At 51.2% G+C, this 24,698-nt stretch carries 22 protein-coding genes; 7 read left to right on the top strand and 15 right to left on the bottom strand.

Annotated elements, in window-relative coordinates; all coding sequences use genetic code 11:
* Window positions 1-15: 15 nt before the first annotated feature.
* The 10 genes from M8014_RS02080 to M8014_RS02035 all read right to left on the bottom strand — a co-directional run bounded on the left by M8014_RS02080 (window position 16) and on the right by M8014_RS02035 (window position 12,481).
* Window positions 16-963 (bottom strand): ATP-binding protein, encoded by a 948-nt coding sequence (locus tag M8014_RS02080; protein WP_271280909.1) that lies wholly within the window; start codon window positions 961-963, stop codon window positions 16-18.
* 16 nt (window positions 964-979) lie between these two features.
* Window positions 980-2,197, bottom strand: a complete 1,218-nt coding sequence (locus tag M8014_RS02075) for a beta-ketoacyl synthase (protein ID WP_271280908.1) — start codon at window positions 2,195-2,197, stop codon at window positions 980-982.
* 4 nt (window positions 2,198-2,201) lie between these two features.
* A complete protein-coding gene (locus tag M8014_RS02070; protein WP_271280907.1) occupies window positions 2,202-4,760 on the bottom strand; it encodes a beta-ketoacyl-[acyl-carrier-protein] synthase family protein in 2,559 nt (852 codons plus the stop codon).
* Between the two features lie 71 nt (window positions 4,761-4,831).
* Window positions 4,832-5,992, bottom strand: coding sequence for an aminomethyl transferase family protein (locus M8014_RS02065; protein WP_271280906.1), 1,161 nt, complete (start codon window positions 5,990-5,992; stop codon window positions 4,832-4,834).
* 37 nt (window positions 5,993-6,029) lie between these two features.
* Window positions 6,030-6,311 carry a phosphopantetheine-binding protein gene (locus M8014_RS02060; protein ID WP_271280905.1) on the bottom strand — a complete coding sequence of 94 codons (282 nt, stop codon included), beginning with the start codon at window positions 6,309-6,311 and terminating at the stop codon, window positions 6,030-6,032.
* 21 nt (window positions 6,312-6,332) lie between these two features.
* A complete protein-coding gene (locus tag M8014_RS02055) occupies window positions 6,333-6,881 on the bottom strand; it encodes a hotdog family protein (protein ID WP_271280904.1) in 549 nt (182 codons plus the stop codon).
* A 3-nt stretch (window positions 6,882-6,884) separates the two neighbouring features.
* Complete coding sequence (locus M8014_RS02050) at window positions 6,885-7,640, bottom strand: SDR family oxidoreductase (protein ID WP_271280903.1); 756 nt, start codon at window positions 7,638-7,640, stop codon at window positions 6,885-6,887.
* Between the two features lie 19 nt (window positions 7,641-7,659).
* The gene (gene acpS / locus M8014_RS02045) at window positions 7,660-8,028 is read right to left on the bottom strand and encodes a holo-ACP synthase (protein ID WP_271280953.1); all 369 of its coding nucleotides are present in this window, start codon (window positions 8,026-8,028) and stop codon (window positions 7,660-7,662) included.
* Between the two features lie 19 nt (window positions 8,029-8,047).
* Complete coding sequence (locus M8014_RS02040) at window positions 8,048-9,694, bottom strand: ShlB/FhaC/HecB family hemolysin secretion/activation protein (RefSeq protein WP_271280902.1); 1,647 nt, start codon at window positions 9,692-9,694, stop codon at window positions 8,048-8,050.
* A 57-nt stretch (window positions 9,695-9,751) separates the two neighbouring features.
* Window positions 9,752-12,481 (bottom strand): two-partner secretion domain-containing protein, encoded by a 2,730-nt coding sequence (locus M8014_RS02035; RefSeq protein ID WP_271280901.1) that lies wholly within the window; start codon window positions 12,479-12,481, stop codon window positions 9,752-9,754.
* A 963-nt stretch (window positions 12,482-13,444) separates the two neighbouring features.
* Here M8014_RS02035 and M8014_RS02030 point away from each other — a divergent pair.
* Window positions 13,445-14,806, top strand: a complete 1,362-nt coding sequence (locus M8014_RS02030) for an MFS transporter (protein WP_271280900.1) — start codon at window positions 13,445-13,447, stop codon at window positions 14,804-14,806.
* A 29-nt stretch (window positions 14,807-14,835) separates the two neighbouring features.
* Here M8014_RS02030 and M8014_RS02025 read toward each other — a convergent pair whose 3' ends face one another.
* Window positions 14,836-15,327: a YajQ family cyclic di-GMP-binding protein gene (locus M8014_RS02025; RefSeq protein ID WP_271280899.1), complete on the bottom strand. Its 492-nt coding sequence runs from the start codon at window positions 15,325-15,327 to the stop codon at window positions 14,836-14,838.
* A 129-nt stretch (window positions 15,328-15,456) separates the two neighbouring features.
* On the opposite strand from M8014_RS02025, the gene panE reads away from it, so the two are divergent.
* Together panE and yajL are read left to right on the top strand one after the other, a co-directional pair.
* Window positions 15,457-16,368: a 2-dehydropantoate 2-reductase gene (gene panE, locus M8014_RS02020; protein ID WP_271280898.1), complete on the top strand. Its 912-nt coding sequence runs from the start codon at window positions 15,457-15,459 to the stop codon at window positions 16,366-16,368.
* The gene (yajL, locus tag M8014_RS02015; RefSeq protein ID WP_271280897.1) at window positions 16,331-16,924 is read left to right on the top strand and encodes a protein deglycase YajL; all 594 of its coding nucleotides are present in this window, start codon (window positions 16,331-16,333) and stop codon (window positions 16,922-16,924) included. Before panE ends, yajL begins: the two co-directional genes overlap by 38 nt.
* A 38-nt stretch (window positions 16,925-16,962) precedes the next feature.
* Here yajL and thiI read toward each other — a convergent pair whose 3' ends face one another.
* The gene (gene thiI, locus M8014_RS02010; protein WP_271280896.1) at window positions 16,963-18,411 is read right to left on the bottom strand and encodes a tRNA uracil 4-sulfurtransferase ThiI; all 1,449 of its coding nucleotides are present in this window, start codon (window positions 18,409-18,411) and stop codon (window positions 16,963-16,965) included.
* 198 nt (window positions 18,412-18,609) lie between these two features.
* On the opposite strand from thiI, the gene xseB reads away from it, so the two are divergent.
* The 4 genes from xseB (at window position 18,610) to M8014_RS01990 (ending at window position 22,679) form a co-directional block, all read left to right on the top strand.
* Window positions 18,610-18,852, top strand: a complete 243-nt coding sequence (gene xseB, locus M8014_RS02005; protein ID WP_271280895.1) for an exodeoxyribonuclease VII small subunit — start codon at window positions 18,610-18,612, stop codon at window positions 18,850-18,852.
* Window positions 18,853-19,752, top strand: a complete 900-nt coding sequence (gene ispA, locus M8014_RS02000) for a (2E,6E)-farnesyl diphosphate synthase (RefSeq protein WP_271280894.1) — start codon at window positions 18,853-18,855, stop codon at window positions 19,750-19,752.
* 24 nt (window positions 19,753-19,776) lie between these two features.
* The gene (gene dxs, locus M8014_RS01995) at window positions 19,777-21,639 is read left to right on the top strand and encodes a 1-deoxy-D-xylulose-5-phosphate synthase (protein WP_271280893.1); all 1,863 of its coding nucleotides are present in this window, start codon (window positions 19,777-19,779) and stop codon (window positions 21,637-21,639) included.
* 65 nt (window positions 21,640-21,704) lie between these two features.
* A complete protein-coding gene (locus M8014_RS01990) occupies window positions 21,705-22,679 on the top strand; it encodes an aldo/keto reductase (protein WP_271280892.1) in 975 nt (324 codons plus the stop codon).
* Between the two features lie 53 nt (window positions 22,680-22,732).
* Here M8014_RS01990 and thiL read toward each other — a convergent pair whose 3' ends face one another.
* From thiL to ribH, 3 genes are all read right to left on the bottom strand, one after another.
* A complete protein-coding gene (thiL, locus tag M8014_RS01985) occupies window positions 22,733-23,704 on the bottom strand; it encodes a thiamine-phosphate kinase (RefSeq protein WP_271280891.1) in 972 nt (323 codons plus the stop codon).
* An 81-nt stretch (window positions 23,705-23,785) separates the two neighbouring features.
* The gene (gene nusB / locus M8014_RS01980) at window positions 23,786-24,205 is read right to left on the bottom strand and encodes a transcription antitermination factor NusB (RefSeq protein ID WP_271280890.1); all 420 of its coding nucleotides are present in this window, start codon (window positions 24,203-24,205) and stop codon (window positions 23,786-23,788) included.
* Window positions 24,206-24,226: 21 nt separating this feature from the next.
* Entirely contained in the window at window positions 24,227-24,697 is a 471-nt protein-coding gene (gene ribH / locus M8014_RS01975) for a 6,7-dimethyl-8-ribityllumazine synthase (protein WP_271280889.1), read from the bottom strand.
* Window position 24,698 lies beyond the last annotated feature (1 nt).

Here is a 24,698-nt window from a genome sequence, read left to right as displayed (position 1 = left end):
CCACCACCGACCCGGTCAGTACCAGGTATCAAAATAACTGCAGCCGCCAGGGTTATCCGCCAGGATCGTTCTTATGCAGCCCCCTCTCAATTCGCGATGCGTAATATATTGCCAACTCAAAGCCGGGGTCAGACATCCACTTGACCCGTATATGCTGACCAGATCGATTGTCTTCCCCGAGAGTTCCGGTATGTCGCGGCCCCCGGCGTAGGCAAGCAGATCAATATCCGCGCCGTGCAAACTGGCAGACAGCCAACGGTCGGCGCTATCTGGCGCAACATAAGCCCCGCACTGTATTTTCAATCGGCTTTCCCGCTGGCTAAAAATAAAACAACCCACACGCTCAATGGAGACGTTGATACCGGATGTTTCCCCGGACTTTTTCCCTTTACGACGCGGATTGATATTCTCAGCTGTAAACGTCAGCAGGGGGATGGCGCGATATCCCCCGCAAATAATGACAAAATCAAAGACATTCCAGTTCAGATAATCCTGTGCCAGGCGCATGGCCTGAATCAGAGCGTATTTTTCGCCGCGAACTTTGCATGTCACGTCGGTGACGGAAAATTTTTTAACCAAACTTTTAGGTAAGGTATTGATCACTGAAGCGTGCAGCGCGCTGATGTTATTCTCAAACACACCCGACTCACCCCATGAATCAACATAGATAAATGCAGTACGTGATTTGAATAACCGCATACGCTCTTTGGTGGATAATTGATGCAGCGCGGAATCAGCGGTCTTTTCCATTGCCTCAATATAGGGGATATAGTCTGGCTTACGGATCGTTTCACGAATATAACTCTCCTGAAGCGTGCCAAAACGCTTAAACCCCCAGCCCGTTTTTCCCGTCGATTTCAGCGCATTATTATATGAATGTGACTCCCAGACGTTCAGCCAGCTGGGATAATATAAAACCAACGGTTCTTCGGGTTCTTCGAAAGCGCATGATGCTAAATACATACTGACATCCTGTCCGTTATTGTTCCTTACTCGTATCCGTTAATATCACCGCAATAACGGATCCATCGACACCTACGCCCATTTTAAGCAGATGTTTTTTGTCATGTTTTATTGCGCCTTTCCCCTGCAGGACGTGCCGAGCCATCTCATCTGAAATCGGCTCATTGCCAACTGGCATAATGAGCTCCCGATACGCCAAGGAATGATGCCCAATCACTAAATCCACCAGTCCCGACCCGGTGGCGGTATAACCTGTTTGACCTTTGTAAGCCAGAACCGGTAGGGTCTGGTCACCCGCCAGCATCGCAATGGTGTTTGCCTCAATGCCATCGCTAATTGCGGATCCATTACCATGAGGAATAACAGCACATAATTCCTCTTTTTTGACGCCAGTTTCCTGCAGGATTTTATTGATTAATTTAAGCATGTTGGTGCTTTGCCATGAGATATCATTGCTTCTGCTGGCATTAATCTGTGTGTAAGCAGAGCGCAGACTAACTCCCCCATACAAATTTCTGGCCTGCCGATGATGGTCGCTTTCAAGCAGCAGCACGCTATAGCCCTCCGCAAAAAGCACCCCTTTGCTGTTTACGCCAAACGGCTGTACCACCTCAGTATCCAGCATCGACTGAGTGGCAAGGAACCAGATATCCTGGGTCTTAATTTTTGAAATATTAATAATGAGAGCAAGATCGATATCCCCTTGCTCAATAGCCTGAGCACTAAGATGAACGGCGACCAGCGCAGAATTACTGGTACTGTTCATATTCGGTGGCAGATGTTTCAGGTGATATTTTTGCGCCAGATGAAGTGAAATCGCATCCTGAGACATATTTGCGACACAGAGGTGGGTCAGCGATGAAGACAGCGCAATATCTTCCACATCATTATGATCATAGAGGGATTTATAGTCTTTTACGTCGACACGAGGCCCTATCCCCGTCAGATAAACCCTGACATTTTCGCCTGTCAGACAATGTACATCCAGCATTGCCTGAAGGAGAGCATGCTCAATGAGATGGGACAGGAGATCGACAGCGCTATCATCCGTCTTTTCAAGCTTTGCGATACGCTTATTGCCGGTAAAGCCACATTTAACGGCCTCATCCTCAGAGGCAAACCATGGCGATACGGGCACGCGCTCACCGCTTTTGAGATTGGCGATAAGCTGCGCGCTGTTATCTGCAAACGGTAAACAGAGGCTGTAGCCTGAAATGATCGACGTCCTGTCCACCGTATTACCCCTTAATCACAAATGCGTAATAGTTCCCACCTTCCGTCGCCCCGATCAGCAAAACAGTGTGAATTGCTCTCTGTAAAGGTTGGCGCACAAAATTGATTCGTTGGTCTATAAACGTCCGGGTATACGGAATGGCGGGTACCGACTGTTTTTTGATGCAATCCAGAATAACCGCCAGGTTCAGCAGACCCGCACAAGACGCAACAAAACCAAAGAAGGCGTTGTAATTCACCACGGGAACCTGCAGGTTATCCTGATGGAAGGACGCGTAGATGGCGTCGATTTCAATTTTTGCGCTCTCTGCACTGCCATTGCTGGTGCCACAAACCAGATCAATATCGTTAGCGGTGATACCGGCATCGGTAAGCGCGCGATGAATGGCCAGCGACAGGGCGCTGGATTTCTCATCCGTTTGCGACGCATCGAAGTAGCTGTTGCTGCATGACTTGCCATAGCCCGCGATTTCCGCCAACACCTCAGCACCACGAGCTGCCGCAGCCTGCGGGTCTTCCAGCAGCAGCATGCAAGCACCTTCACCGGGCACATAGCCTTTCGCCTCTTCACCGTAGATCTGATAATCGCTGGCCTCGGAGGTCATATGGATCTTTTGCGCCACCGCATCCATATACAGCGACATCGACGGAAAGTACTCGTCTGCCCCCCCCACAAGCACTTGCGGCTGTAGCTGCTGGCGAATAATTTCATAGCCATAGGTTAACGCCCCCAGCGCCGCGTTCTCACCCGTCGCAAGGGTTGTCGTATAGCCTTTCACCCCTTCGGAAATACCACAGAAAGTGGCAATGGCGTTCATCAACGAGCCCGGAAATTCTGAAGTGCGTACTTTTCGCGGATCCGGTTTCAGGCTCTGCAGATATTTATAGGTCGTTTCCTGTGGGCCACGGGACATGCCCATCACCATGCCCAGCGTTTCTCCGTCACGCTTGATTTTGCGCTTCGCCTGGGTCAGCGCTTCCGACAGTGCAATCAGCGCAAACGTGCCGCCGCGAGTGGCTTTTCGCGGATCGAAACGGCGTAAATGCTTGCGCGGCTCAAGCGCGTTGATCTGGAAGGTTTTGAAATTCACCTCCTCTTCGGGGAGCTGACAGGCGCGAATAGCATACTCATCGCCATATATTTCATTTAGTTGGTTAGTTTTTACTAACACATCCAGAAGCTCCCTGGCTTCATGCAGCGTATCGTCGGGGAACACAACACCGCCCAGCTCAACCGCTTTGCCGCCCTCATTGATATGTTCCAGAATCTCATTAATGTTATGGCCAATGGCAGAGAGGGCACCAATGCCTGAGATCGCAACCCGCTTCGCCTCATAGGACGTTACAGGAACCGAGCCCGGCCGGGTACTCACAATCATGCAGCAGTTATTGCCGCCGAATGCGTAGTTATTCTTCATAAAAATGTTGATGTCTTTCTGCCTGAAATCGTTCGGGACGTAATCCAGATCGCAGTTCGGCCGCGCCGTCGAAAAGTTTAAGGTGGGCAGAACCTGTTTTTCAGGCAGTGTGACCAGACACGCAATCAGTTCGACGATGCCCGCCGCCCCGATATTGTGACCAAAGTAGGATTTGGTTGAGCTGATCAACAGCTTTTCAACCTGCGGGAACACTTTTTTCATGGCCAGCGTTTCAATTTGATCGTTGGCTTCTGTACCCGTGCCGTGCGCATTGACGTAATCGATTTGCTCAGGCGTAACGCCTGCATTTTCCATTGCTTTCAGCATCACCTGCACAGCACCGCTGGCGCGCGGATCGGGCCCCGTTTCATGATAGGCGTCGCAGGAAGTTGCGTATGAGAGGATTTCTCCATACAAGGTGGCCCCCCGTGCAACGGCGTGGTCATACTCTTCCAGAACAATGGCCCCTGCCCCCTCCCCGATTGACATGCCGGACTGCCCTGAAAACGGCGAGCAGGAATCAGGGTGCATGACATTCAGTGCATAAAACCCGGCAAAGGTCGGCAGATAGATGGGTTCCGTTCCGACAGCCAGCATGGCCTTACCTTTGCCATTCTGGATATAGTCGAATGCCATACCGACGGCATTCGGGCTTGCGGTACAGGCCGTGGCGACCAGCTCTACGCCACCTTTCAGGCCTAACAGGGTAGAAACGCTGGAGCAGCAGGATGAAAAGGCACCTGAATAGACGGCCTTACGTAACGAGAAGTCCTGCACTCGCTGCTCAAAGAGGGGCAGAAAGGCTTCGGTACCCGCAGAAGAGACTCCGACAATTAATCCCATCTCCTCAAGGCACTGACGGTGCTGTGCCAGCCCGGCCTGATTCAGCGCGTCCTTGCCCACTTTATAAGCCCACAGCGCGGCGTTATCGAGAGAGGCAACGATCTCTTCAGGCAGTTCACCATCGTCGATGTCGTGCAGGACTTCGGCCGCGCGGGCATGCTCAAACCACTGAGAGAAACGTTCGCTGTCTGCTACGCCACGCCTTTTCTCCAGCAGCGCCTGCCGGAAGTCCTGTATGTTGTCCGCAAGGGATGACAATATCCCCATACCGGTAATCACCACGCGTTTTCTGCTCGTCTTCATCTTTCCAGGTCATCCCTTACTTTGTTCAGCAATTTCACAGCGTCATCAGATCAAATAGCGTTCGGCGCGATTTAAAATGCATGCCTTAATTTAGAGGCGTCAACATAGCTGTGTGCCGTTGGGTTGACTGACAGGCTCAGGTTGTAAATGAACGGTACGGACTGGGTTTTGGCCGCCACCCCGCCATGAACAGTGAGGACCGTAAAACCGTCGATGTCAGATAATGCGTAATTGCTGTCGATCAGTGCCAACGCAATCTCACGCTGCAGGGCCGGCGAATATACCGCACAGATAATCATCCCGACCACTTTGTCGTCGGCCATCACCTTGTCGTCCGGGCTCAGACAAGCACCTTGCGTACAAGGCAGTATTCCTACTACCTTACGCTGCGCTTTCTGTGCAGATAACTGCTCCACCGCGGCTTTACCCATAAAATCGTCCTTATCGTACTGAATAGCCCACTGCAGCTGTAATTCAACGGGATTACGCGAGTATTTCGCATACAGACTTTCATCCCATCCTGAGTTTTCAATACGCACAATTTTTTGGTAATCCAGACCGCCGGTCTTAAGTAAATACTTATCCCCGACGTCCAGTAATGACTGCCATAATTCGGCCAGCGCGCGTTGCGGGCCAATCATCTGATAGGCAAATTCACCGTGCTTACCACAGCGGAATACCATCAAACCGTGGTCAGTATTCATGTACTCGTAGTAAGGTAAACCAATCACATCAAACCCGAAGATCTCCGCCATCAGCTCCCAGGCATACGGCCCTTCAAGCATGATGGTTCCCCAGTCGGCGTCGTCCATAGAGATGATTTCAGGGATATCCTGAATATCTAATTCATCAGCCTTTTCGAGGATACCTTGCAGGATCCCGATAATATCCTGAGCAGACAAGTTTTCTGACAGAATGAAATAACCCTCTGGGGTGCAGAGAGTATAGATATCGCCACGAATTGTTCCGTCGTCAATCAATACCAGCGAATAAATACCTTGCTCATCACGGATAATTGAGACATCTGCAGAGGCCATATAATTGACCAGCGCCCAGGCATCGTCGCCCATTACGCTGACAATAGACATATGGGAATAATCAACCAGTAAAACGTTCTCTCTGACGGCTTTATATTCTTCCAGAATATCACGGTAGGCAGAAGGCAGAGTTCGGTTATTGTAGACACCCATGATCGCATTGTTTTTCAGGTGAATATCCGAAAGTGAAGTCATAAAACATCCTTATTTTATCGCTGATTGCAAAGGGTATTCAGGCACGTTTCTTTTGAATAACAAACGACGCCAGACTGTTGATACTCCGCATATAGGAAGGATCATCACTCTCTTCGACCTGAATGTTAAATTTTTTATCTAACAGGACAATAATCTCCGTAGCATCCACCGAATCAAGCTTCAGACCATTGCCAAACAGCGGCGTATCGTCATCTATTTGATGTTCTTCGCGTTGGATATTTAAACGCTGAATGATTTCAGTCTTAATTGTCACAAGTATGGCTTTCCGCTCGTCAATTTTCTCATTAATATTTGTCATACCATTCACTCCATTGATAAATCACAAAACGTCCCGAAAGTTAATAATCGTTCCCTGACTGATAATTCTTTTACCAACATTGGCCGTCACTGAATAATGTTTAAAGCCGTTATTATCGGAAAAGGCAAGTTTACTGACCACTTCAATCGTATCGCCAGGATAGGCGGAATGCTTGAACTTCAAATTTTGTGCAGCCAGTACGCCACGAACCTGGGCCCGCCGCGTACGCATAATCTCAAGCATGTCGGGTTCACTGATACAGGTATGAATATCGCGCAAGGTTTTGAGAATTTTTCCCGTTTGCTGATAATAAATATCGCAAACATCGGTTAAAAAAGAAAAATACTCACTTGCCTGGCCAAAAACTTCCGAGATAATCGCGCCGGGCATAATTGGGTCGTCCGGAAAATGCCCGGCCAGATAAGGATCGTTATAGGTCACATGCTTCAACACCTGAATAAAGCCATTTTCACCGTATTTATAATCTTTGATTTGGTCGACCATCGACAAGGGCGGTCGCCAGCCCCCCATGGCGAGAAAGATTTTCGCTGGAATGATGTATTTAGACATATCTCACCGCATGACCATGCCGCCATCAATCACGATGGTTTGGCCAATAATATAGCTGGCGGCAGAAGAGCTGAGATAGACAATCGTATTGGCCACTTCGTCACACTTTCCAATACGCTTCAGTGGAATAGACTGCGTGATTTCGCGCACGACGGTACGGGATACTTTCTTCACCATTGTTGACTCAATCATCCCCGGCGCCACGGCATTGACGCGAACGCCCCGCGGCGCCAGTTCGGCAGCCAGCGTACGGGTAAAGCTCAGCATTGCGCCCTTGGATGCGCTGTAGTTAATCTGACCCACGCTCGGTACAAGGGCGGCAATAGAGGCAACATTAATAATTGCCGGACTTTCTGCCGCACGTAATAACATGAGCGCTGCTTTTGTCAGCCGGAATAAGCTCAGCACATTGGTATCAATAACCGCGCTAAAATCATCCTCACTCATGACTGCGAAAAGATTGTCTTTCACAATCCCGGCATTGTTCACGAGAACATCCACCTTCCCGACTTCTCTGGACAACCATTCACAGAGCGCAGCAATGTCTTCCGGGCGTGTCAGGTCACACTTGACGATATGCAATTGTTCACCGCTGGGGTGATGCGCTTTTAACTCCGTCAAGGGTGCAGAACGCGAATGATACAGCGCAAAAACTGAACATTTTTGTTCAAGAAACTTAGCGCAAATGCTAAGACCGATGTCACCACTGGCTCCGGTTACCAACACCGTTTTATTGGCGAGGTCGCTGTATTGATACATGTCCGTTTTGTACCTTACGTTAAAGGATAATGGTTGCCGCTAATGCATAGGTACGGCAGTGGGAAATGCTCAGCGAAATAGTCGTAATACCCTGCTCTTCAACTATTTCTTTCATTCTTCCTGAAAGGTTAAATCGCGGTGCACCGTACTCATCATGCGCGATTTCTATATCATGAAAGCGAATACCCTTGCGAAATCCATAGCCGACGGCTTTAACAATCGACTCTTTCGCGGCCCAGAAACCCGAAGCGCGCTCATAGTCAGGTTCAGCAATATTAATTGCTTTCATTTCATGCTGCGTAAAGACGCGCTCAAGAAACCCCGATTTCCCATCAGAAATGGCCCTGGCAATCCTCGCAACTTCAACAATATCTGTCCCAATACGCATCATGTTTTCACCGTGGTCACTACAGTCGATAAGCTACATTAAAATTAATCGTATAGTTATCGACGTCTAAATGTTCAGGATAGAGAAACGGGCTCGAGAGTGAAAGATCGTACTCCAGCGCCTTAATAGCACCTTTGAGGCCGACGACACCGCCCATAATTTTTCTCCCACCGACGTCCTGCGATGAACCTTTTCCGGTAATCTGACCATAATCTGCGCCTAAATACGCTACCGCGTTTTTATATCCTGTTATTAAATTCAGCGTATTCTGTATAAAGAAACCTTTATTCCCATCAATACCGTCGCTATTTTCGAAGCCACGTACGGTCCATCGATTACCGACGGTAATTTTATCCTGCAACGTCAGGTTATCAGGAGAATACTGTACACCCAGATTAAGATCATAATAAGCCTCTGTGGGCAATAAAGTCAGCCATTTCACATAATTCACATTCATATTCACAATCTGACTACGGCTACTGACGTCACCACTGCGCATATCCGGTGTTTGGGTTCCGCCGAGTTCCGGCATAAAACGCTGCCAGCTTAAGCTCGAATCTAATGTCGCGCCGGTATAGTTTTGCTTATAGTTTAAACCTAACCGTAAATTGCCCATATCACGCTTTTGCAAAACTAAATCAGCGCCTCCCAGACTGTAGTCATACTTACGTCTGATGACCTCAACGCTTGTAGAGAGTTTTGAGTTCGCATCCCGACGTAGCATCCTGTAGCCTTTAAGACTGAGGTATTCCGTTTTCCCGATATAGTCAAAAAGATAAGAACCAATATTGATTCCCTGCCTGGATTTACTGTTACTGTAAAAAAGACTAAATTCTGAGTAGCCAACGGGAAAGCTATAATAGGTGCTAACGTTTTTATAACCGCCGGTCTGGCTACTGGTGCCCGCCAGATAAAAGAGATCGCTGATACTGGCGACATTGTATAAATACCCTGTTGCGCCAATCAGCTGGCTACCGGTGCTCTTGTCACCAAAATTATTGTACGCAGTTCGAAAATTCCAGTTTGTTTCGCGTTGTGTATCAATTACAACCTTGCTGGTGCCATTGACATCACCGGGAAAAATATTAATTTTAACATCGACACCGGGCGTTCTTTGGATATTTTCCAGGCCTTGCTCAATATCCCTGATATTGAGAATGTCGTCTTTACTAAAGGGAAGCAAAGCTTTGTTTATATCACCACGGGTAACAATGACCTCTGAAATTCGCCCAGGCACCACGGTCAGGGTCAGTTTTTTAGATAACAAATCCTGTGATGGTGTCTCCACCCGCGTAGTGACATATCCCAAACGAATAAAATAATCCTGAACCAGTATCGCAACCTTCCCAACACCCTTCTCGCCGAGGCATTTCCCGGTCACATTTTGCTTTATTTTTCGAATGCCACGATCGTGCAGAAAATCCTTTTCCAGCACTAATTCATCGATGTTCCAACAGGGCGATTCCTGAGCAAACTCGCTGTCAACGTCGGGTTTATCTTTGATTTCAGAAAAGACGTCTTTTTTTTCTATTTTGCTTTCCTGAAAAGATGTGCTGTCATTATTTTTCTGTTCTTTTATAAGGCGACCCAAAGGCACATCAGCCTGCGACTGAAAGCTAATTGCAAGGAAACATGCAGCAACGCTAAAAAAGTATCGAATATCCATTCCATGTCCTGATAAGGTAAAAGCAGTAATCGCTTACTGCTTTTACCCGTTAGGTAATTACTTACCGACTACTGTTCCAAAAACGTTGACAATTTTCGCGGTGGTTTGCAGTCCTTTTTCACCACCTACTACGGCCCAAAAACCATTGTTATAAATTTTATTAGTATTGATTACAGCGTTGCCTTGAGTATATATTTTACTGTAATTATAAATATTATCACTTGCCGTTACGTTTAATACGGAATCTGCAACCAGATTGCCGTAGTTAACAATGTTTTTAGCGTTGACAACGGTAGTCTCTCCAGAAATGTTACTGCCGTAATAGTTTTTTAGATCATTATCTGATGTAATAGTCAGGGTTTTCTTCGCAGCATAATCCTTACCGTTGCCGACATTTTTACCTTTCAGGGTTAAATTGGCATCAGCACTGATGGTGTGATCGTTATTTAAATTACCGGTAGTAGTAACGGTCACGTCATTTTTACCACTAATCCATCCTCTGTTGTGAAAATCGCCATTGATATTGATTACTACATCACTGTCGGATGCAATAATCCCCCTTGCAGTATTGTTCACAATAGAACCGTCGCCTTTGAGGGTTAAACCTTTAGCATCAATGCGCAGATCGCCAGAACTGTACAGGGTGCCATAATCAGCGTTAATTTTATTCGCCGCAATAGTCACATTCCCGGCATTCGCCGCAACCTGCCCATATGAGCTGGCCATATCCCCTGTTAAGTTGATGTTGATATCACCGGTCTGTGCAACAATACGGCCAGATTTATTATTCAGACTTTTAGCCGTAATATCGACGCCAGTACCTGAGATCAATCCACCAGCCTGATTAGCAAAACCAAGATACCTACCCACGAGAGGACCAAACATGTCGCTATCACTGGCAGTGATATTACCCGCCGCGTTGAGCGTTAAATGTTCATCAGCAACCATCATTGAATATTGATTATTCATATCAGATTGTGACTGGATATTGATGTTGTTTGCCAGGATGACGGAACTGCTGTTTTTCACATTTTTTGCTTTGATGACGACATCGCCATCGGTTGACGTCACGACCCCAATTCGACTGTCATAGGTATCACTGAGGTCAATATTAACGCCTTTCATACCGTTGATGCCCGATTGACTGGTATTGAGCTTACGTCCTTTCAGCGAAATGTTCTCGCTGCTTTCAATATGCCCCTGATAGTTATCAATATCCCTTATTGTGTCTACCTGGATATCGTTTGAGGAAGCAATCGTCCCACCCCGGTTAAACAGGTAATCGGCGGACATTTCAATACCATTGCCGGCAATAATGCCTAAAGATTCTGCGCCGGTGGTGTCGGCCGAGTCAGTATAATTATTTGTAATCGCTTTCGTGGTTTTAAGCTTTACGGTGCCTACGTTGGAACGTATCAACCCGCTGACGTTATCAATATTACCCGTACTTTCAATTTCCACATTTTGATAGGAATCAATCACACCGGAATTATTGTTCATGGTCGTGTTTTTCGAACCCACGTAGTAAGCATGAATTTGACCATTCTCGTTGCTGAATTCCCCTGTATCCAGGGCGACAACTGCCGCTTCAATACCCGCTGTTTTGGCCTTTCCTGAGTTAGTCAGTTTCTTACCGGTGGTATTCACCGCCAATGTCGCGCCCGCGGCTAATTTGCCATTCGTGTTGTCTAACGCACCGCTGGTAATATAGGTATTTTCTGTCGAGGAAATGCTACCTGAACTGGTATTGGCGATGGCATTATTGGCGGTATTGATGGTGATCGATTTATCGCTACCTATAGTACCGGTAATATTTTCCAGCTTATCATTGGTACTGACAGTAAGGTTGCCGCTGGAATTAATGGTGGCTTTGTTATTGATAAGCTTGCCGTTACTGGCAATGTTAACCCCGCTTACGCCACCTGCGATAGTGCCTTCGTTACGTACACCCATCCCACTTTCAGTACTGATCAGGCTGATTTTATTGGCGTACATTCCACCCAATCGTGAAACATCCACGCCATAAGAGCTACCTGCCGTGCCTGACGCGTTGACCTGGCCTGTCACCGTACCATCGGTATTAATCGCGTTGCTCCCTGAGACAACGGAGAGTTCGCCAACTTTTATCTCTCCGATCACTTTTACGCTGCGCGCCAGAATCTCAGTAGGCGATTCACTCTGAAATCCGCCCACGGTAATGGTCCCACCGTTGACAGAATAGCCAGCAAGAGCACCGTCTTGAACGTTCGGCGTCCCCGTCGTCAGGGTCCCTTTGCTTGCGTTGATAAAACCGCCGCCTTGGGTGGTGATCCCATTTGGGTTTGCAATGATCAGATGTGCTGAGTCGCCAGCCACTTCCATCATCCCACTGATGGTACTGGCATTGGTGGAGGTTACTTCGTTAAGAATGACTTTTGCCGTTCCGCCCGCCATGTTGGCGTTAGCCGCAATTTGTCCGCCTAATACAGTGTCAGTCGCGGTCGCGGCGTTATTAAAGATCACCCCTTCTTTAGGTACGTTCAGACTTTCATAAATATTATGAGATAATCCATTACCGTTTGCTTCCTTGATATTCACCACGGTAACGCCGTTAGCCGCTGATGTAATACTTCCATCAATAATTGAAATATCAGCGGCGTGTGCCATTACGGGTAACAGCAGTAACAACGATGCGGCAATCGGGTTTAATTTGATTGCCTTATGTTTGTTTTTGTTCTGTTTCATATAAACCTTTTGGAAATAGTATTGTTGAATGCAGTCAAAAGTAAAAAGCCAAAACCCTGGCATGGTTATTCACCTTCGACCGTTTTGCGCAACATATTCATGTCGAGATTAATTTTCACATATCACATTGATTGGAAATATATTTAATGGGTTCGAAGATGCCAGCAAAGGTGCATACTAAAAAATGACGAGGCCAGGACTTGAAATAAAAACATAATACGCTCCTTGTACAGAGTACAGCTTGAACTTGTCGAGAAAGGTCGGGTGAGAGGATACTTTGTCCGTTTCATGTCTCCTGATTCAGCCTTATCAGATTGCTAGTTTTCCGGTTTGCATGATGAACAAAAAGTGAATTGTTACTCATGTTATTAAATCCTTCCCGTAATATGATTTAAATCAAATTTCTGGATGCGTTAGCGGTTTGAGCGGCAGGATTAAACATGCATGACATCGACTCACGTGACTTCCCACGCATTCTTCTCTGCCTGAAGATGATTCAAAGATGAATTTCCGGTTTAGCATTAATGATAATAATGAAGGTTTACCGATGAAATCAGGGTCAGAGAATCCGTCATCCTCACCGCACGTTGTTCACCTCTGCGAAACAGACTTTAAAAAGTTCTTTATAAACAGGACCCTATTCAACAAACGTTATGTGAATCTCAACCTGCACCGGTTTTTTCTTCTTTCCCAAAGTTATTTAAGGGTTTTGCATACAGTCATAAATTTAACTCACCATAAAATCCACTGATTCTAAAAAGAAAAAATATAAGAAACATTCATATTGTGACAGACCTGGTGTGAACAGCGTTATGAGGGTGCCCGCATGATTTCCATTTCAAACCGTAAAGGGCACCGCTCCTCACCTTCCCGGCGCGACAGAACGCCATATCCACCCGAAGCATTACGCCGACATCCGCTTAACCGCACAAATCATTCGTTATGGAAATGTTTGTTTATCTTACCTCTGTTTACCCCACTCCTGACTCGCACTACACTGGTCGCGCTTTTTAGACAGAGGTGGTAATGAACGATTATAAAATGACGCCAGGCGAGTTACGCGCCACCTGGGGTTTAGGGACTGTTTTTTCATTGCGTATGCTCGGCATGTTTATGGTCCTGCCCGTTCTGACTACATACGGCATGGCGCTGCAGGGGGCGAGTGAAGCGCTGATTGGCCTGGCGATCGGGATTTACGGCCTGGCGCAGGCGGTGTTTCAGATCCCCTTTGGTCTGCTCTCGGACCGCGTGGGCCGCAAGCCACTGATTATCGGTGGATTAATGGTCTTTGTGGTCGGCAGTATTATCGCCGCCCTCTCCCACTCCATCTGGGGCATTATTCTTGGCCGTGCGCTGCAAGGCTCCGGCGCTATCGCGGCGGCAGTAATGGCGCTGCTTTCTGACTTAACGCGAGAACAGAACCGAACCAAAGCGATGGCCTTCATTGGCGTCAGCTTCGGCGTGACCTTTGCTATCGCAATGGTTCTGGGTCCGATCATTACCCATGCCCTGGGTTTGAATGCCTTATTCTGGATGATTGCCCTGCTGGCAACCCTCGGCATCGCCCTGACAATATGGGTGGTGCCGGACAGTAAAAATCACGTTCTGAACCGCGAATCGGGGATGGTGAAAGGCTGCTTCAGCAAAGTGCTGGCTGAACCGCGCCTACTGAAGCTGAACTTTGGCATTATGTGCCTGCATATTCTGCTGATGTCCACCTTTGTCGCCCTGCCCGGCCAGCTTGCCGCAGCGGGTTTTCCGGCCGCTGAGCACTGGAAAGTCTATCTGGGGACGATGCTGATCTCGTTTGTCTCCGTCGTGCCGTTTATCATCTATGCCGAAGCAAAGCGGCGGATGAAGCGCGTCTTCCTCGCCTGCGTCGCGCTGCTGCTCATCGCCGAAATCGTGCTCTGGGGCTCGGGTCCGCACTTCTGGGAGCTGATTGCCGGCGTACAGCTGTTCTTCCTCGCCTTCAACCTGATGGAAGCCCTGCTGCCGTCGTTGATCAGTAAAGAGTCACCGGCGGGTTACAAAGGGACGGCGATGGGGATTTACTCCACCAGCCAGTTTATCGGCGTGGCAATTGGTGGCGCGCTGGGCGGCTGGGTCGATGGATTTTTTGATTCTCAGACCGTTTTCCTGGCGGGCGCGCTGCTGGCGACAGTCTGGCTGCTGGTCGCCAGCACCATGAAAGAGCCCCGCTACGTCAGCAGTCTGCGGATAGAAATACCGCACGATGTCGAGATTAATGACGCGCTTAAAAAGCGAATTGAGAGTAAAGAAGGGGTCAGTGAGGTATTGCTGGTGCCTGAAGAGCGCAGTTTGTACGTCAAAATCGACAGTAAAGTGACCAACCGCGTAGAAGTTGAACTGGCGCTAAAAGCCTGAAAACAAGCCCGGCGAGCCGGGCTTGTCTCTTAATCGCGGAAGTTTTTGAACTGGAACGGCTGGCCAAGATCGCTGCCGCGCACCAACGCCATCACGCCCTGCAGGTCGTCACGGGATTTACCGGTTACGCGAATTTCTTCACCCTGAATCTGCGCCTGCACTTTCAGCTTGCTGTCTTTGATGAGCTTGACGATTTTCTTCTGCATCGCGCTCTCAATGCCCTGCTTCAGTTTGGCTTCAACAAACCAGGTTTTGCCGCTGTGTACGAACTCTTCTGGCACATCAAGGGACGTCCCTTCAATGCCGCGCTTTAACAGCTTTGCACGCAGAATGTCCAGCAACTGCGTCACCTGAAAATCAGATTCGCTGAGCACCTTAATGGTCTTATTCGCGTCGTTCAGCTCAAAACTGGCCTCAACGCCACGAAAATCGAAACGTGTCTCAACTTCACGGCTTGCGTTATCCACGCCGTTACGTACTTCCTGGATATCAACTTCGGAAACAATATCGAAAGATGGCATCTTTTCTTCTCCCTTTACTTTTGTTGCGTTGCATAATACCCGCAACGAGGCATAACTCAACAGAAGCTTAGCTGTCGACGCTATACTTAATGCTGTAACACCTGGTGTGGTTGCAGGTGAGGAGGAACAATGAAAATTACCGTGCTTGGATGCGGAGCGCTTGGACAACTTTGGCTGACCGCACTGTGCAAACATGGACATGAAGTACAGGGCTGGCTGCGCGTGCCACAGCCCTATTGCAGTGTAAACCTGATTGATGAAGATGGGAGTATCTTTAACGAATCTCTTATTGCAAACGATCCTGACTTCCTGGCACAGAGCGATTTGCTGCTGGTGACACTGAAAGCCTGGCAGGTTTCCGATGCTGTCAGAGCGCTGGCCTCCACCCTTCCCCGCACCTCGCCGATTATGCTGCTGCACAACGGTATGGGCACCATTGAAGAGTTAAAAAGCATCCACCAGCCGCTGCTGATGGCGATCACCACCCATGCCGCGCGTCGGGATGGCAACGTGATCGTCCATGTCGCCAGCGGCATGACTCACATTGGTCCGGCGAGAGCGCAGGAGGGTGACTACAGTGGACTTGCCGATCTGTTTCAGCAGGTGCTGCCGGATGTGGCCTGGCATGACAATATTCGCCCGCAAATGTGGCGCAAGCTGGCGGTGAACTGCGTGATTAACCCGCTGACGGCCCTGCTGGACTGTCCGAATGGTGAGCTGAAGAATCATCCACAGAAGCTGGCCACGCTGTGCGCTGAAGTGGCTGCCGTCGTTGAGCGCGAAGGGATCCACACCTCGGTGGACGATATTCGCTATTACGTCGAAGAGGTCATTGAAAGCACGGCGCAGAATATCTCGTCGATGCTGCAGGACGTGCGCGGGTTACGCCACACCGAAATCGACTACATCACCGGATACCTGCTAAAACGCGCCCGTGCACACGGCATCAGTGTGCCTGAAAATGTCTATCTGTATGAGCAGGTTAAACGTAAGGAGAGTGAATATGAGCGCATCAGCCCTGGTATGTCTCGCCCCTGGTAGCGAAGAAACCGAAGCGGTCACTACAATCGATCTGCTGGTTCGCGCCGGGATTAGCGTCACTACCGCGAGCGTCGCCAGCGATGGCAATCTGATTATCACCTGTTCGCGAGGCGTGAAAATTGTAGCCGATGCGCCGCTGGTGGAGGTCGCCGACGGCGATTACGATGTCATCGTCCTGCCCGGCGGCCTGCAGGGTGCGGAGTGCTTTCGCGACAACCCACTGCTGGTCGAGACCGTTCGACAGTTTCATCTTTCCGGACGAATTGTTGCCGCCATTTGCGCCGCTGCTGCCACCGTACTGGTCCCGCATAATATCTTCCCTATGGGTAATATGACCGGTTTTCCGACCCTGAAGGATCGTATTCCAGAAGCGCAGTGGGTGGATAAGCGTGTGGTCTGGGATCCGCGCGTCAATCTGCTTACCAGCCAGGGGCCAGGCACCTCGATTGATTTTGCGTTGAAGATGATTGAACTGCTGGTAGGGCGCGAAAAAGCCTACGACGTGGCGTCATCGCTGGTAATGGCGGCAGGGATTTATAACTACTACGAAGCATAGAAATTGCCCGGCGGCACTGCGCTTGCCGGGCATCACGGCTACGGGCGATACACCTTCACATTGGTAAAGCCCTGCTCGCGCAGATAGAGCGCCTGCAGGCGGCTCATCACGCCGCGCTCGCACCACAGCAGATACGTTTTGCTCTTATCCAGATCGCCAAACTTCGTGCTCAGCTTATAGAACGGCAGCGAAGTCACTTCAACGCCTTCCGGCGTAAATGGATTTGCGTCCTGCTCATCACTGGAGCGAATATCCAGCAGCACATCGTCCGGGCCAAAACCGGTTACGGTTTCAACTTCCACCACGTCCTGCGCGGTCTGCTGGGCGATTTCACGGATATCGATATTGGACGCCTCAGCGACCACTTTATCCAGGATACCGAAATCGAAATTCAGTTCTTCGGCTTCAATCTTCCCCTTCACCGCTTTGACGGTTGGGCTTTTCGAAATCACACCGCAGTATTCCGGCATGGTACGGGCAAAATCGGCGGTGCCGATCTCACGCGCAAGATCGATGATGTGCTCTTTATCGTGAGAGATCAGAGGACGTAGGATCAAGGTATCAGACACGTTGTCGATAAGGCGCAGGTTGGTCAGCGTCTGGCTGGAAACCTGGCCCAGCGCTTCGCCGGTTACCAGCGCCTGCACGCCGTAGCGCTCAGCCACCTGGGAGGCGGCACGCACCATCATGCGCTTGAGCACCACGCCCATCTGGCCGTCTTCCACTTTTTCGAGGATTTCGCCGACCACGGGTTCGAAGTTAACGGCGACAAAACGCACGCGGTGGGAGCTGCCAAAACGTTTCCACAGGTAATGTGCCACCTGACGAACGCCGATTTCATGCGCGGCACCGCCCAGGTTAAAGAAGCAGTAATGCACGCGACAGCCGCGACGCATCAGCATATAGCTGGAGACGCCGGAGTCGAAACCGCCGGAGATCAGTGACAGCACGTCTTCCTGCGTCCCGATCGGATACCCGCCAATGCCCTCATAGCGGCCATTAACCAGCAGCAGACGATCGTTTTCGATTTCGAGATTCACCGTCACGTCCGGACGCGTCAGCTTCACGCGTGCAGACTCAATATGCTGATTCAAACCGCCGCCAATATAGCGTTCGGCTTCGATTGAGGTGAACTCATGCTTTCCACGACGTTTAACACGTACGCAGAAAGATTTACCTTCAACTTCAGGGCGAAACTGCACCAGCACTTTTTCGAAAATATCGTGAAGCGAGGTGAACGGCACATCTTCGACATCCAGAATGTGGTGGATCCCTGGAATGCGCGTCAGCGCGTCGCGGATGTCGAGACGCTGGCTTTCATCTTTGGCGCGAACTTCAATGTGATCCCAATGGCGAACAATCGCGAGGGTTTCTTCATATTCTTTTAAGACGTTACGAATGTTACCGGTCAATATTTTAATAAAGCGCAAACGCACAGATTGGCTTTTGATAGTGATTTCCGGGAACAATTTAATGATAAACTTCATGGCGGCAATATTTCGTTGGCAAGCCGGTAAAGGCTTGTGATGGAAGAGAGTACAGCAGCCTGCATATCCACCAGGCTGCATCCAGGCCCGCAAGTATACCACCATCGCGAAGCGCCTGTGCATATTGCGCGTTATTTGATAATTACCCTGAGTCCGATACCATGTCAGGGATAAAAAACTGAGAGTCAAAAATTCACTATGCCGAAGAAAAACGATGCACCTGCCAGTTTCGAAACTGCGCTGAGTGAACTGGAGCAAATCGTTACCCGTCTGGAAAGCGGCGACCTGCCGTTAGAAGAGGCGCTTAATGAGTTCGAACGCGGCGTGCAGCTTGCACGTCAGGGCCAGGTTAAGCTGCAGCAGGCAGAACAGCGCGTGCAGATCCTGCTCTCCGATAACGAAGATGCTACCCCGACCCCCTTCACGCCGGACGCCGAGTAAATGGATTTCCCGAACCAGCTTCAGGCGTGCGTTGAGCGTGCTAACGATGCGTTGCGCCGGTTTATCGACCCGCAGCCTTTTCAGAACACTCCACTGGTTGAGGCCATGCACTATGGCGCACTGTTAGGCGGCAAACGCCTGCGCCCGTTTTTAGTGTATGCCACCGGCAGAATGTTCGGTATCAGCGATGACACGCTGGATGCCCCGGCAGCAGCGGTTGAATGTATTCACGCCTACTCGCTGATCCACGATGATTTACCAGCGATGGACGATGACGATCTGCGCCGCGGCCAGCCGACCTGCCACATCAAATTTGGTGAAGCGAACGCGATCCTGGCAGGCGACGCGCTACAGACGCTGGCCTTTTCGATTCTGAGCGATGCCCCAATGGTTGAGGTAGCGGACCGGGATCGTCTGGCGATGGTGTCAGAGCTGGCTAACGCCAGCGGCGTGGCTGGCATGTGTGGTGGTCAGGCGCTGGATCTGGAGGCCGAAGGCCGTCAGGTTAATCTGGAACAGCTTGAGCGCATTCATCGCCATAAAACCGGCGCGCTGATTCAGGCGGCTGTGCGGTTAGGTGCGCTGAGCGCGGGCGAGCGCGGGCGTCAGGCCCTGCCGATTCTGGATCGCTACGCACAGAGTATCGGTTTAGCATTCCAGGTTCAGGATGACATTCTGGATGTCGTGGGCGATACTGCAACATTGGGGAAACGTCAGGGTGCCGATCAGCAGCTTGGTAAAAGTACCTATCCCGCCCTACTGGGCCTTGAGCAAGCCCAACAAAAAGCCCGGGACCTGATTAATGATGCCCGCCAGTCGCTAGACCTACTGGCCGCGCAGTCACTGGACACCTCGGCACTGGAAGCGCTAGCGGACTATATAATCCAGCGTGATAAATAAACATACAATCTCGATGAGCCTTTGATGAGTTTTGATATTGCCAAATACCCGACGCTGGCGTTGGTTGACTCCACCCAGGAGTTACGTCTGTTGCCGAAAGAGAGTCTGCCGAAGCTGTGCGACGAACTGCGTCGCTATCTGCTCGACAGCGTAAGCCGTTCCAGTGGCCATTTCGCCTCCGGGCTTGGCACGGTGGAGCTCACCGTGGCGCTGCACTATGTCTACAATACCCCGTTCGATCAGCTGATCTGGGACGTGGGCCATCAGGCATATCCGCACAAAATTCTCACCGGTCGTCGGGATAAAATTGGCACTATTCGCCAGAAAGGCGGCCTGCACCCGTTCCCATGGCGCGGCGAGAGCGAGTACGACGTGCTGAGCGTCGGTCACTCCTCTACCTCTATTTCTGCCGGGATCGGGATTGCCGTGGCGGCCGCGAAAGAGGGCAAACAGCGCCGCACCGTCAGCGTGATTGGCGATGGTGCCATCACCGCCGGAATGGCGTTTGAAGCGATGAACCACGCCGGGGATATCAAACCGGACATGCTGGTGGTCCTCAATGACAACGAGATGTCGATTTCCGAAAACGTCGGTGCGCTGAATAACCACCTGGCGCAGCTACTGTCCGGCAAGCTCTATTCCACCCTGCGCGAAGGCGGCAAAAAGGTCTTTTCCGGCGTTCCGCCGATCAAAGAGCTGCTTAAGCGCACCGAAGAGCACATCAAAGGGATGGTCGTACCCGGTACGCTGTTCGAAGAGCTGGGCTTTAACTACATCGGCCCGGTAGACGGTCACGACGTTCTGGGGCTGGTCACCACGCTGAAAAACATGCGCGACCTGAAAGGCCCGCAGTTCCTGCACATCATGACCAAAAAAGGCCGGGGCTACGAACCGGCAGAAAAAGATCCAATCACCTTCCACGCGGTACCAAAATTCGATCCGACCAGCGGCTGTCTGCCAAAAAGCAGCGGCGGCATGCCGAGCTATTCGAAGATATTCGGCGACTGGCTGTGTGAAACCGCCGCCAAAGACAGCAAGCTGATGGCCGTGACCCCGGCGATGCGCGAAGGCTCCGGGATGGTCGAGTTTTCCAAAAAATACCCGACGCAATATTTTGACGTGGCGATTGCCGAGCAGCATGCGGTGACCTTCGCCGCAGGTCTGGCGATTGGCGGCTATAAGCCGGTGGTGGCGATCTACTCCACCTTCCTGCAGCGCGCTTACGATCAGGTGATCCACGACGTCGCCATCCAGAAATTACCGGTGCTGTTTGCCATTGACCGGGCAGGTATTGTCGGGGCCGACGGCCAGACCCATCAGGGGGCGTTTGATCTCTCCTACTTGCGCTGTATCCCGGATATGGTGGTGATGACGCCGAGCGACGAGAACGAATGCCGTCAGATGCTGTTCACCGGCTATCACTATCAGGACGGCCCGACAGCGGTGCGCTATCCGCGCGGGAATGCAGTCGGCGTGACGCTGGAACCGCTGCAACAACTGCCGATTGGCAAAGCGGTTATTAAACGTGAAGGCGAAAAGCTGGCGATCCTGAACTTCGGGACGCTGATGCCGGAAGCGGCACAAGTCGCGGAATCCCTCAACGCCACGCTGGTGGATATGCGCTTTGTCAAACCGCTGGATGAGACGTTGATTCTGGAGATGGCGGCGCGACACGATGCCCTGATCACTCTCGAAGAGAATGCCATCATGGGCGGTGCTGGCAGCGGCGTGAACGAAGTATTGATGGCCAACCGCAAGCCTGTACCGGTGCTCAATCTCGGCCTGCCGGATCGCTTTATTCCGCAGGGCACGCAGGATGAAGCCCGCGCCGAAATCGGACTTGATGCCGCCGGCATCGAAGCGCGTATCGCCGCCTGGCTGATGTAATCCCTCCCCTTTCTGCTCCTGCTATGCTTAAGGTACTGTTTTAAGCAATCAGCAGGAGTGGAACCATGCAATACAATACATTAGGAAAAACAGATCTTAAGGTTTCCCGTTTATGTCTGGGTTGTATGACCTTTGGCGAACCGGATCGGGGTAAGCACGCCTGGACCTTGCCTGAAGAGAGCAGTCGCCTGATCATCAAGCACGCCCTCGATGGCGGAATTAACTTCTTTGATACCGCCAACAGCTATTCCGACGGCAGCAGCGAGGAGATCGTTGGCCGCGCGCTGCGCGATTTCGCCCGCCGGGAAGACGTCGTGGTCGCCACCAAGGTCTATCACCAGGTGGGCGACCTGCCGGAAGGCCTCTCCCGGGCGCAGATCCTGCGCTCTATCGACGATAGCCTGCAACGCCTGAATATGGATTATGTCGATCTGCTGCAGATCCACCGTTGGGACTACAACACCCCGATCGAAGAGACCCTGGACGCGCTGAATGAGGTGGTCAAAGCGGGGAAAGCGCGCTATATCGGTGCCTCATCGATGCATGCAGCCCAGTTTGCCGAGGCGCTGGCGCTACAGGCCCAGAACGACTGGGCGCCGTTTGTCACCATGCAGGATCACTACAACCTTATCTATCGGGAAGAAGAGCGCGAGATGTTGCCCCTCTGCTATCAGCACGGCGTGGCGGTGATCCCCTGGAGTCCGCTGGCGCGCGGGCGTTTAACCCGCCCATGGGGTGAAACCACCGCCCGTTCGGTATCCGATGAGTTTGGCAAAACGCTGTATGACGAAACCGAAGCGAACAATGCGCAAATTGCCGAGCGCTTAACGGCCATCGCCGACGAACTGGACGTCACGCGCGCGCAGGTGGCGCTGGCATGGGTGCTGAGCAAACGCGGTGTTGCCGCCCCGATTATTGGCGCCTCGCGCGAAGAGCAGCTGGACGAGTTGATGAACGCGGTAGATTTAACCCTCACCCCAGAGCAGATTGCCGAGCTGGAAACGCCGTACCGGCAGCACCCTGTCGTGGGTTTTAAATAATAAGCCGTAGGCCCGGTAAGCACAGCGCCACCGGGCGATAAACCAGCACAACATTACGCGAAGTGATCGTACCCTTTCCAGTCGAGTTTTACCGGCAAGCCGTTTTGCACAAACTGCATACCTTCGCTTTCGGGCAGGATCTGCCCGATGCAGGTGAAACGCGCGCCTAAGTGCGCTAATGCCACATCCAGCGTACCGCGATTAAGCTCGGGCACAGTAAAGCACAGCTCATAATCTTCGCCGCCGGACAGCGCCCAGCGCAGAGCCTGTTCGGGCTCAACGTGTCGGAGTAATGCTTCAGACAGTGGGAACGTATCCAGATCAACCCGGGCGCCCACGCCGCTGGCCTTCAGAATATGGCCGAGATCGGAAATCAGGCCATCCGAGAGATCGATAGCCGCACTGGCACGTTCGCGCAGCGCCTGGCCATGCAGAATACGCGGCGTCGGACGCAGATGGCGTTTTCGCAGATAAGCGGCGTCATCCGCATCATCCACCACCAGTTTCTCCTGCAACAGCGCCAGCCCTGCCGCGCTATCGCCCGGTGTACCGGTCACGTAGATCCAGTCCCCCGGTTTGGCACCTGAGCGTTTCAGGGCGCGGCCCACCGGCACATAGCCGTGGATCGCCAGCGTCATTGACAGCGGCCCGGCGGTGGTATCGCCTCCGATCAGCTGCATATCGTAGTAGTTGAGCTGTTCAAACAACGCGTCGCTGAAGGCAGCCAGCCAGCTTTCGTCCACTTCCGGCAGGGTCAATGCCAGCGTTAACCACGCCGGATCGGCACCCATCGCGGCCAAATCGCTGACGTTCACCGCCAGCGCTTTATACGCCAGATCGGCAGGATCGATATCCGCCAGGAAATGACGACCGCACACCAGGGTGTCGGTGCTGATGGCCAGGGTCTGTTTTTCGGGGACATTCAGCAGAGCACAGTCATCGCCGATGCCGGTTTCCACATCGAGACGCGCGCTTCTGACGCGGTCAAAATAACGGGCAATCAGGGAAAATTCGCCGCATGCCATACGTTATGCCTCAGCAAAGAAAATAAAAAAAACCGGAGCCCGCACCACCCCATGGGGTAATGCAGCACTCCGGCTTAGGGATCACTTTTTGCGGGGACGGATTGCAGGTGCAGCTTTATCCAGTACGCCGTTAACAAATTTGTGGCTGTCTTCCGCACCGAAGGTTTTCGCCAGTTCGATAGCTTCGTTGATGGCCACTTTGTACGGCACATCGTCACGTTTAGCCAGCTCAAACAGCGCAATGCGCAGCACCGCTTTTTCAACCTGACCCAGCTCTTCGAGCAGGCGGGACAGGTACGGCTTCATCAGACCGTCGAGATACGCGCTATTAGTCGCCACTCCCGACAGCAGTTCACGGAAGTACACGACGTCAACGTCTTTGACGTCTTGTTCCGCCAGGAACTGGTATTCAACATCAGAGATGTCGTTCTGGGACAACTGCCAGGAGTAAAGTGCCTGAACGGCACATTCACGGGCGCGGCGACGAGCAGCAGGTTTCACGGAATTCCCCTTACAAAAAAATCAGGCCTTGATGGCTTTCAATACATTGATCATTTCAAGCGCGGTCAGTGCAGCTTCTGCACCTTTGTTACCGGCTTTAGTGCCAGCGCGTTCGATAGCTTGTTCAATACTTTCAGTGGTGAGTACGCCAAAAGCGACAGGAATTTCAGCTTCCTGCGCGACGTGCAACAGACCGTTGCTTGCACCACCTGCAACATATTCAAAGTGTGCCGTGCCGCCACGAATAACGGTACCCAGCGCGATTACCGCATCGTATTTGCCAGTTTTCGCCAGTGCGCCCGCTGCCAGTGGCAGTTCGTAAGCACCTGGAACCCAGACAACGGTAATGTTTTCGTCTTTCACCTGGCCGATACGTTTCAGGGCGTCAATCGCACCATCCAGCAGGCTGTCGTTGATGAAGTTGTTGAAACGCGCAATGGTGATGGCGACGCGAGCGTCTGGGGTAGCAACAGCAGCTTCAATAATGTTCATA

The organism is Silvania hatchlandensis (assembly GCF_025564065.1).
Classification (GTDB): domain Bacteria; phylum Pseudomonadota; class Gammaproteobacteria; order Enterobacterales; family Enterobacteriaceae; genus Enterobacter; species Enterobacter hatchlandensis.
The sequence above is the reverse complement of the archived record's forward strand: the minus strand, read 5'-3'. Positions and strand labels throughout refer to the sequence as shown.

Coding starts and splice junctions, on each gene's coding strand:
- thiI (WP_271280896.1), bottom strand. CDS start 18,411: ATGAAGTTTATCATTAAATTGTTCCCGGAAATCACTATCAAAAGCCAA.
- yajL (WP_271280897.1), top strand. CDS start 16,331: ATGAGCGCATCAGCCCTGGTATGTCTCGCCCCTGGTAGCGAAGAAACC.
- M8014_RS02040 (WP_271280902.1), bottom strand. CDS start 9,694: ATGGATATTCGATACTTTTTTAGCGTTGCTGCATGTTTCCTTGCAATT.
- M8014_RS02080 (WP_271280909.1), bottom strand. CDS start 963: ATGTATTTAGCATCATGCGCTTTCGAAGAACCCGAAGAACCGTTGGTT.
- M8014_RS02055 (WP_271280904.1), bottom strand. CDS start 6,881: ATGTCTAAATACATCATTCCAGCGAAAATCTTTCTCGCCATGGGGGGC.
- M8014_RS02070 (WP_271280907.1), bottom strand. CDS start 4,760: ATGAAGACGAGCAGAAAACGCGTGGTGATTACCGGTATGGGGATATTG.
- thiL (WP_271280891.1), bottom strand. CDS start 23,704: ATGGCATGCGGCGAATTTTCCCTGATTGCCCGTTATTTTGACCGCGTC.
- acpS (WP_271280953.1), bottom strand. CDS start 8,028: ATGCGTATTGGGACAGATATTGTTGAAGTTGCGAGGATTGCCAGGGCC.
- ribH (WP_271280889.1), bottom strand. CDS start 24,697: ATGAACATTATTGAAGCTGCTGTTGCTACCCCAGACGCTCGCGTCGCC.
- xseB (WP_271280895.1), top strand. CDS start 18,610: ATGCCGAAGAAAAACGATGCACCTGCCAGTTTCGAAACTGCGCTGAGT.
- M8014_RS02030 (WP_271280900.1), top strand. CDS start 13,445: ATGAACGATTATAAAATGACGCCAGGCGAGTTACGCGCCACCTGGGGT.
- M8014_RS02050 (WP_271280903.1), bottom strand. CDS start 7,640: ATGTATCAATACAGCGACCTCGCCAATAAAACGGTGTTGGTAACCGGA.
- ispA (WP_271280894.1), top strand. CDS start 18,853: ATGGATTTCCCGAACCAGCTTCAGGCGTGCGTTGAGCGTGCTAACGAT.
- M8014_RS01990 (WP_271280892.1), top strand. CDS start 21,705: ATGCAATACAATACATTAGGAAAAACAGATCTTAAGGTTTCCCGTTTA.
- M8014_RS02025 (WP_271280899.1), bottom strand. CDS start 15,327: ATGCCATCTTTCGATATTGTTTCCGAAGTTGATATCCAGGAAGTACGT.
- M8014_RS02065 (WP_271280906.1), bottom strand. CDS start 5,992: ATGACTTCACTTTCGGATATTCACCTGAAAAACAATGCGATCATGGGT.
- panE (WP_271280898.1), top strand. CDS start 15,457: ATGAAAATTACCGTGCTTGGATGCGGAGCGCTTGGACAACTTTGGCTG.
- dxs (WP_271280893.1), top strand. CDS start 19,777: ATGAGTTTTGATATTGCCAAATACCCGACGCTGGCGTTGGTTGACTCC.
- M8014_RS02035 (WP_271280901.1), bottom strand. CDS start 12,481: ATGCCAGGGTTTTGGCTTTTTACTTTTGACTGCATTCAACAATACTAT.
- M8014_RS02060 (WP_271280905.1), bottom strand. CDS start 6,311: ATGACAAATATTAATGAGAAAATTGACGAGCGGAAAGCCATACTTGTG.